Below are 6,425 nucleotides of genomic sequence, written 5' to 3' on the forward strand. Positions count from 1 at the left end.
GTGGCGGGCGGCGGCCGGGCATGCGAACGTCCTCACTCAGGGTCCTCGCCCTGGTTCGACGCGACCGACGGTGAGAGTCTCCTGGCTCCCGGATCCGCGCTCCCCCGGCCTTCCAGCCCCTGCGGGCCGTGACCTACGGGTGGGAGAGCACTCCCCGGTGACAGTGGCGGGACCGCGCCGGACTCACACCGGCTTCCTCTCCTGCCGCCGTTGGGCACCGTCGAGTGCACCACGCGGAACTTGGCACGTCAACACCCCCAACGCCCCCCACCGCGCCGGTGATCACGGCTCGGTTCCCGGCCGGCGGTCGGGCCGGCAGGAGCCGGCGGACGGGGGCCGGCATGACGACCTACCTCGCCATGCCGTGGCCGTGGTCGTGGTCGTGCGCGTACTCGTCGCGGCGGCGCAGCATGACGGCCAGCATGAGCGGGAACATCGCGGTGTGCGCCACCATCATCAGCGTCATCCCGTCGATCACGCCCCACCACAGCAGGGGGAACAACGGCACGACCGGGGCGAACATGGCGCCGCACATCTCCAGCGTCACACCCCAGCCGTGGCGCCGGAAGCGCATCCAGGCGGCCATGCCGACCGACATGTCGAACGCCATCAGCAGATAGGCGAGTTCGGGATCGTGGTCGTGGGAGAGGTCGAGCCCGACGGCGGGCCACAGCGGGGCGAGCGCGAACATGCCGACGAACATGGCGACGACCATCTCGGCGTAGTGCAGCGCGAACCGTCTCCACCGCCGTCCGGTGACGAGCGGATCGGGGTCGGTGGGTGCCGTCGGGGTGGTGCGGGTCCTGGTCATGGTGCCCACGGTCCCGGCGGCCCGCCGGCACGCCAAGGAGAAGCGGTGGGCAGGGCCGGATACTTGGGCTCCCCGTCCTTCCGACGTAGGGTCGTGCCGTGACCGGACGACGAGTGGCGGTGGTCGGCTACCACGCCGCCGAGTTGCTCGACATCTCGTGCGTGACGACGAGTCTGATCATGGCGAACCACCACGGCGCCGCCCCGCCCTACGACGTGTTCCTGGCCACCCCCTCGGGTCGGCCCATCGTCTGCGCCAACGGGCTGACGCTGCAGGGCCAGCGGGCCGTGGAGCGGCTCACCGGGCCGCTCGACACGCTCGTCGTCTCGGGCGGCATCGGCCACGAGGCGGCCGCCGCCAGCGGGGCGTTCGTCGGCCATGTCCGGCGTCTCGCGCGGGAGAGCCGTCGCGTCGCGTCCGTGTGCACCGGCGCCGAGGTGCTGGCCGCCGCCGGCCTGCTCGACGGCCGGCGCGCCACCACCCACTGGGAGTTCGCGCCCCGGCTCGCCGCCCGCCATCCCCGGGTCTCCGTCGACGCCGACCCGATCTTCGTCCGGGACGGCAACGTGGCCACCGCGGCGGGCGTCACCAGCGCCCTCGACCTCACCCTCGCGTTCGTCGAGGAGGACCACGGCGCGGCGCTCGCCAGGACGGTGGCCCGCTACCTGGTGACCTATCTGCAACGCCCGGGCAACCAGGCGCAGATGAGCATGTTCACCGAGCACCCGCCGCTCGCCGACGGCCTGGTGAGGCGGGTCGTGGCACGGATCACCGGTCAGCCGGACGGCGACCTGGCCACGGCCACGCTGGCGGCCGGCGCCGGGGTGAGCGAGCGCCATCTGACCCGGCTCTTCCTGCGGGAGCTCGGCCAGACCCCGGGGCGGTTCGTCCGCCGGGCCCGCACCGAGGCCGCCGCCCACCTGTTGGTCACCACGTCGCTGCCGATGGCCACCGTCGCGAGCCGGTGCGGCTTCGGCTCGGCCGAGACCCTCAGGCAGGCGTTCGTCGACCGGTACGGGATGCCGCCCTCGCGCTACCGCCTGACCCAGGCCAGCGCGTTCCCCGCCGAGCCGACGACGCGCGCGGAGTAGCGGCGGCCCTTCGCTGCTAGCTTGTTTTTTGTCATGGGCACACTTCTCATCGAGGAGGAACGTCCGGTGCAGACTTGCAGGTTCACACGCCGCGCGGTGTTGGCCGCGGCGGCGGGCGGCGTGGCGACGTTGGGTTCGACGGCCCTGGCGGGCACCGCCCGGGCGGCGGCCGCCCCGCCGAACGGGACGGTTCGGGTCTTCTGGCTCAGGCCGTCGGACGTGGCGAACGACCAGCGGTACCCCGACGGCATCGCCGGCGTGATGCGGGAGTCGCGGCGCTACTACCAGCAGGAGCTCGGCGTCACGTTCACCCTGAACGAGCCGGTGGTGGAGGTCGTCGCCGGCAACCACCCGCGGTCCTGGTACGAGAACACGCCGAACGGCGGCGAGGAGTACTGGTGGGTGGTCTTCAACATGCAGCAGGAGCTGATGTCCAGGTTCGGCCTGGTGTCCCCCGACTCGCGCTGGCTGTGCGTCGGTGAGATCAGCGCCGAGAAGCAGGGCGTCTCGGGCGGTGGCGGCGGCGCCGGCTGGGTGATCCTCAGCGGCCACGACGCGGACGGCGCGGCGGGCATCGGCGGCAACATGAACCGGTGGTACGGCGGCATGGTGCACGAGCTGGGCCACGCCCTCGGGCTGCCCGACTCGTCGTTCACCGACGGCACGCCGATGTCGGCGTCGTTCTACGACTACCCGAACTGCCACTTCAACCAGACGCAGAAGAACGGGATCAGGAACGGCCGGTACGGCGGCTTCCTGTCCTGAGGCGTCGGGCGGCGCCGGAGCACGCCGCCGCAGGCCCTAGGCTCGCGGGATGGCGAAGTACTTCGATGTGCATCCGGAGAACCCACAGCGGCGGACGATCGGGCAGGTGGCCGACGTCGTCCGGGACGGCGGGCTGATCGTCTATCCGACGGACTCGTGCTACGCGTTGGGGTGCCGGCTCGGGGACGGCGCCGGCCTGGAACGGATCCGGGCCATCCGCCGCCTCGACGACCGGCACCACTTCACCCTGGTGTGCCGGGACTTCGCGCAGCTGGGGCAGTTCGTCCGGATGGACAACACGGCGTTCCGCGCGATCAAGGCGGCGACGCCCGGCAGCTACACGTTCATCCTGCCGGCGTCGAAGGAGGCGCCGCGCAGGCTGTTGCACCCGAAGCGGAAGACCGTCGGGGTCAGGATCCCGGAGCACGTCGCCGCCCAGGCGCTGCTGGCCGAGCTGGGGGAACCGCTGATGTCGAGCACGCTGTTGCTGCCCGGCGAGGAGGAACCCCTCACCTACGGCTGGGAGATCAAGGAGCGCCTGGACCACGTGGTGGACGCGGTACTCGACTCCGGCGACTGCGGCCTCGAACCGACCACGGTCGTGGACTTCTCCGAGGGGGCGCCCGAGCTGGTTCGGCGCGGCGCGGGCGACCCCACCCCGTTCGAGTAGCGCGGCACGGCCCGGGACGCGGGCCCCGGGCCCTGCCCGTCGGGGGGTCGGCTCTCCGGTCAGGGGGTCGGCTCCCCGGAGCGCGCCGCGACCGCCGGCGCCGCGGCACGGTCGGGGGCCGGGGCCACCGGCCGCCGTGGCCGGAGAACGCCGGCGAAGCCGAGGGCGAGCAGCCCGGCGGCGGGGACGACGAGGAGGCCGAGGCGCACCTCGGTGGCGTCGGCGACCAGGCCGACCAGCGGCGGTGAGCACAGGAAGCCGAGGCGGAGCAGCCAGGAGACGACGGTCAGGCCGACGCCCGGCCGCAGGCCGGGCAGCTCGTCGGCCTCGTGCATGGCGGCGGGCACCAGCGTGGCGACGCCGAGGCCGGCGGCGGCGAAGCCGAGCAGGGTGCCGGGGACCGTGGGGAACGCCAGGGCCAGGCCCATGCCCGAGGCGGCCACCAGCCCGCCGGCCCGGGCGACGGCGCGCTGGCCGAAGCGGTCGACGAGCCGGTCGCCGACGAGGCGCCCGACGAACTGGGCGCCGACCATCGCGACGTAGCCGCTCGCCGCCAGCGCGGCGGGGGCGTGCAGCGAGTCCGCGAGGTACACGCCGGCCCACGAGCTTCCGGCGTCCTCGACGAGGGCGCCGGCGATGGCGACGACCACCAGCGCGGAGAGCACGAGCGCGGTACGCCGCCGCGCCGGGTTCGCCGCCGACCCGGCGCCGGTCGAGGCGGCGGCCGGCGCGTCGTCCGGCCGCGCCTCGGAGCCCGGCAGGCAGAAGCGCAGGGCGACGAGCGCGACCGCCGAGAACAGGATCACGGAGGTGCCGAGGTGGGCGCCGGGCGACAGGTCGAGCGCCATGGCGCCGGCGGCCATGGCGCCGCCGGTGACGGCGCCGACGGACCAGACGGCGTGGAGGCCGTTGATGATGGAGCGCCCGTAGCGGCGCTGCACCCGGAGGCCGTGCGCGTTCTGGGCGACGTCGGTGATCGCGTCCATCGCGCCGGCCAGCAGCAGCGCGCCGGCGAACGCCGCCACGGAGGGCGCGGTGCCGGCCACCAGCGCGCCGGCGCCGGTGAGGACGGTGCCGACGACGGCCACCCGGGCCGAGCCGAGCCGGCGGATGAGGATCCCGGCGGCCAGCCCGGCCGCGATGGCCCCGGCGGGGAAGGCCGCGACGGCGAGGCCGTAGGTGGCGTTGTCGATGCCGAGGTCGGACTTGATCTGCGGGAAGCGGGGGACAAGGTTGGCGAACAGGGCTCCGTTGGTGAAGAACAGCGCGGCCACGGCCACCCGGGCCCGCCGTTCGGTCGGCCCCGGTGCGGGCGCCAGGTCCACAGTCACGCGTACGATCGTACACCTCGGAGTGTACGATCGTACGCGTGAATACGAACGACTACAACGACTACTTCGCCGGGGATCCGCGCACGAACCGGGAGCGGATGCTCGCCGGTGAGCTCTACGTCGCCGACGACCCGGAGAGCGCCGCCATCGCGCGGCGGGCCGTGCGGCTGCTCGAGGACTACCGGCTGGAGGTGGTCGCCGGCCGGGAGGAGCGTGCCCGGGAGATCCTGGCCGAGGTGCTCGGGAGCCTCGGTCAGGACGCCGTGGTCAGGCCCCCGCTGTTCGTCGACTACGGCGAGAACGTCCACATCGGCGCGCGCACCTTCGTCAACTTCAACCTGACCGCCCTCGACGTGGCGGCGATCACCATCGGGGAGGACTGCCAGATCGGCCCCAACGTCCAGCTCCTGACCCCGACCCACCCCGTCGAGCCCGGGCCGCGCCGGGACAAGCTGGAGGCGGCCAGGCCCATCACGCTCGGCGACAACGTCTGGCTCGGCGGCGGGGTGACCGTCTGCCCCGGAGTGACCATCGGCGACAACACCGTCGTCGGCGCCGGAGCCGTGGTCGCCCGCGACCTCCCGGCGAACGTGGTGGCGGTGGGCAACCCCGCCCGCGTCGTCCGGGAGATCTGAGGCCGCCGTGTCCCCCACCGCGACCGGGCGCAGCGACCCGGGCCGCCGCGACCGGATCATCGACGCCTGCCTGGACGTGATCGCCGAGGCCGGCGTCGCCGGCACCTCGCACCGCCGGGTGGCCGCCAGGGCGGGCGTGCCGCTCGGGTCGATGACGTACCACTTCACGGGCATGGACGAGCTGCTGCACGAGGCGTTCGGCCGCTTCGCCACCTCCGTGAGCGACGGCTTCGAACAGGTCATGGCCGCCGCCCGCGACCTCGACGCCGCCCAGCGGGCGGTCGTCGACCTCATCACCCGCGACGTGCTGACCGACCAGCGCGACCTGGTGCTGACGCACGAGCTCTACACCCTGGCGGCCCGCGAGCCCGCCTTCCGGGACATCACCAACGCCTGGATGGCCCGGAGCCGGCGCGCGCTGGAACGCCACTTCGACCCCACGACCGCACGCTTGCTCGACGCCCTCATCGAGGGCCTGACCATCCACCGGGCCCTGGACACCGAGGCCCACGACCCCGCCGTGGTGGCCACGGCCGTCGGGCGCATCGCGGGTCCCGGGGCACCGTGACGGCCGCCGACGTGTCGGGGGGCCGTTCCCGGGTACTCGGTCCGCTCGGCATCGACCGGCGGCCGGGCCGCACGGAGCGAGGAGGGCAGGCGCATGACCGCGAGCGCGCGCCAGGACGACGACGTGATCGACATGCTGATCGACCAGCACGCCCACATCCGGGAGCTCTTCACCGACGTCAAGGGCGCCAGGGGGGCGTCCAGGCAGCGGGCGTTCGAGGAGCTGCGGGCCCTGCTCGCGGTGCACGAGACGGCCGAGGAGATGATCCTCAGGCCGGTCGCCGCGGCCACGGCGGGTGAGCTGGAGGCGGACACCAGGAACCTGGAGGAGCAGGACGCCAACCGGACGCTGGTGCTGCTGGAGCGGATGGACGTGGACAGCGCCGAGTTCGACCGGACCTTCCTGGACTTCGAGCTGGCGGTGCTGCGGCACGCGGAGCGGGAGGAGCACGAGGAGTTTCCCGCCGTGCGGGCCGGCCGCTCGATCGAGGAGCGGCGGGAGATGGGCGCCAGGCTGCGGGCGGCGGTCGGCTGCTCGATGCCGAGGTGGGCGGC

The 6,425-nt window shown here is 73.8% G+C and carries 8 protein-coding genes and 1 riboswitch; of the genes, 6 read left to right on the plus strand and 2 right to left on the minus strand.

Features of this window, described 5'->3' with window-relative positions:
- Positions 1–52: 52 nt before the first annotated feature.
- Positions 53–237, minus strand: a riboswitch (cobalamin riboswitch).
- A 112-nt stretch (positions 238–349) separates the two neighbouring features.
- Positions 350–811: a hypothetical protein gene (locus tag E1283_RS29550; protein WP_132821231.1), complete on the minus strand. Its 462-nt coding sequence runs from the start codon at positions 809–811 to the stop codon at positions 350–352.
- Between the two features lie 98 nt (positions 812–909).
- On the opposite strand from E1283_RS29550, the gene E1283_RS29555 reads away from it, so the two are divergent.
- The 3 genes from E1283_RS29555 to E1283_RS29565 are packed head-to-tail and all read left to right on the plus strand — an operon-like array spanning position 910 to position 3,337.
- Entirely contained in the window at positions 910–1,902 is a 993-nt protein-coding gene (locus E1283_RS29555) for a GlxA family transcriptional regulator (RefSeq protein WP_243745191.1), read from the plus strand.
- 33 nt (positions 1,903–1,935) lie between these two features.
- Positions 1,936–2,667, plus strand: coding sequence for a hypothetical protein (locus tag E1283_RS29560; RefSeq protein WP_132821232.1), 732 nt, complete (start codon positions 1,936–1,938; stop codon positions 2,665–2,667).
- A 49-nt stretch (positions 2,668–2,716) separates the two neighbouring features.
- Positions 2,717–3,337, plus strand: coding sequence for an L-threonylcarbamoyladenylate synthase (locus E1283_RS29565; protein ID WP_132821233.1), 621 nt, complete (start codon positions 2,717–2,719; stop codon positions 3,335–3,337).
- 59 nt (positions 3,338–3,396) lie between these two features.
- On the opposite strand, the gene E1283_RS29570 is transcribed toward E1283_RS29565, so the two are convergent.
- Positions 3,397–4,668 carry an MFS transporter gene (locus tag E1283_RS29570; RefSeq protein WP_132821234.1) on the minus strand — a complete coding sequence of 424 codons (1,272 nt, stop codon included), beginning with the start codon at positions 4,666–4,668 and terminating at the stop codon, positions 3,397–3,399.
- A 98-nt stretch (positions 4,669–4,766) separates the two neighbouring features.
- Between E1283_RS29570 and E1283_RS29575 the strand changes: the two genes are divergently transcribed.
- The 3 genes from E1283_RS29575 to E1283_RS29585 form a co-directional block, all read left to right on the plus strand.
- On the plus strand, positions 4,767–5,303 hold the full coding sequence (locus E1283_RS29575; protein ID WP_132821238.1) for a sugar O-acetyltransferase: 537 nt from the start codon (positions 4,767–4,769) through the stop codon (positions 5,301–5,303).
- A gap of 7 nt (positions 5,304–5,310) precedes the next feature.
- Positions 5,311–5,871, plus strand: coding sequence for a TetR/AcrR family transcriptional regulator (locus tag E1283_RS29580; RefSeq protein WP_132821235.1), 561 nt, complete (start codon positions 5,311–5,313; stop codon positions 5,869–5,871).
- 93 nt (positions 5,872–5,964) lie between these two features.
- Positions 5,965–6,425 (plus strand): hemerythrin domain-containing protein (locus tag E1283_RS29585; protein ID WP_132821236.1); only part of this gene is annotated, 461 nt, incomplete at its 3' end.

It is taken from the genome of Streptomyces hainanensis (genome assembly GCF_004348415.1).
Classification (GTDB): domain Bacteria; phylum Actinomycetota; class Actinomycetes; order Streptomycetales; family Streptomycetaceae; genus Streptomyces; species Streptomyces hainanensis.